Consider the following 1,267-nt stretch of genomic DNA (forward strand, 5'->3'; position numbering starts at 1 on the left):
GTTCACGGACGTTCACGGACTCGACCGATTTGGCGAACATCGCCTTTTCGCGGTCCGGTTCGGATCGTATTCCAGGCGCTCGACGGTCGCCGTGGCGAACTTCCGGCGCTTGAAGTCGATCTTGCGGTACAGCGTCTTGGCGCCGCCGCCGCGGAAGCGGACGGCGATACGACCGCCGGCGCCCCGGCCGCCCGACTTGGTCAGGCCTTCGGTCAGCGACTTTTCCGGACGCCCCTTGTGGAGCTCCGAACGGTCGATCAGCACCAGGGCGCGACGGCCCGGCGATGTCGGATTGTATGTTTTCAAGGCCATCTGATCAGAGCCCCGTGGTGACGTCGATCGACTGGCCTTCAGCCAGCGTCACGATCGCTTTTTTGATGTCGATTGTGGGACTTTCCGCCNACGCCCTGATCCAGCGCGGCGCCAAGCCGGGCCACGATCGCCCACGATCGCTTTTTTGATGTCGACCCGACGGCCCATGATGCCGCGGAAGCGCTTGGTCTTGCCCTTTTGAACCAGGGTGTTGACCTTCAGGACGTTGACCTTGAACAGGCTTTCGACCGCGGCTGCGATCTCATCCTTGGTCGAGGTGCCCGAGACGCGGAACACGACCTTGTTCTGCTCCGACAGGATCGTGGCCTTTTCCGTGATGATCGGGGCCAGGATGGTGTCGTAGTGTTTTGCGGTGGGATTGGCGCCAGCCATTACGCGGCCTCCTTCTTCGTCTTGGCAGCCGGTTTGGCGGCCGAGGCGGCCTCGGCTTCACGACGCGACGGGGTGTAGTCCTTGTAGGTGGCCTCGATGGCTTCGACAGCCGCCTTGGTCAGCACCAGCTTGTCGGCGCGCAGGATGTCGTAAACGTTCAGGCCGGCGTTCGGCAGGACGTTGACCATCGGGATGTTGCGGGCGGCCAGGCCGAAGTTCGTGTCGACTTCCGGACCGGCGATGATCAGCGTGCGGGTCCAGCCCAGCTTGCCGAGGGTTTCGCGCAGACCGGCGGTCTTGGCGTCCTTCAGCGAGAGGCTGTCGACGACGACCAGATCACCGGCGACGACCTTGGCCGACAGCGCATGRCGCAGGGCCAGGGCGCGGACCTTCTTGGGCAGSGAGAAGCCGTGGTCGCGAACGACCGGGCCGAAGGCGCGCGAACCACCGACGAACTGCGGGGCGCGACGCGAACCGTGACGGGCGCCGCCGGTTCCCTTCTGCTTGTACATCTTCTTGCCGGTGCGAGAGTTCTCGTTCCGGGTCTGGACCTTGTGGGTGC

At 64.6% G+C, this 1,267-nt stretch carries 1 protein-coding gene and 2 pseudogenes; all 3 read right to left on the minus strand.

What is annotated here, in order from left to right:
- Positions 1 to 48 precede the first annotated feature (48 nt).
- Positions 49 to 312 (minus strand): annotated as a pseudogene (gene rplB, locus ASD25_RS28980) (50S ribosomal protein L2); the annotation flags it as partial.
- A gap of 152 nt (positions 313 to 464) precedes the next feature.
- Positions 465 to 705, minus strand: a pseudogene (gene rplW / locus ASD25_RS28985) (50S ribosomal protein L23); the annotation flags it as partial.
- On the minus strand, positions 705 to 1,267 hold a 563-nt coding region (rplD, locus tag ASD25_RS28990), incomplete at its 5' end, for a 50S ribosomal protein L4 (protein ID WP_056621581.1). The gene rplD and the pseudogene rplW, both read right to left, overlap by 1 nt.

It is taken from the genome of Brevundimonas sp. Root1423 (genome assembly GCF_001426805.1).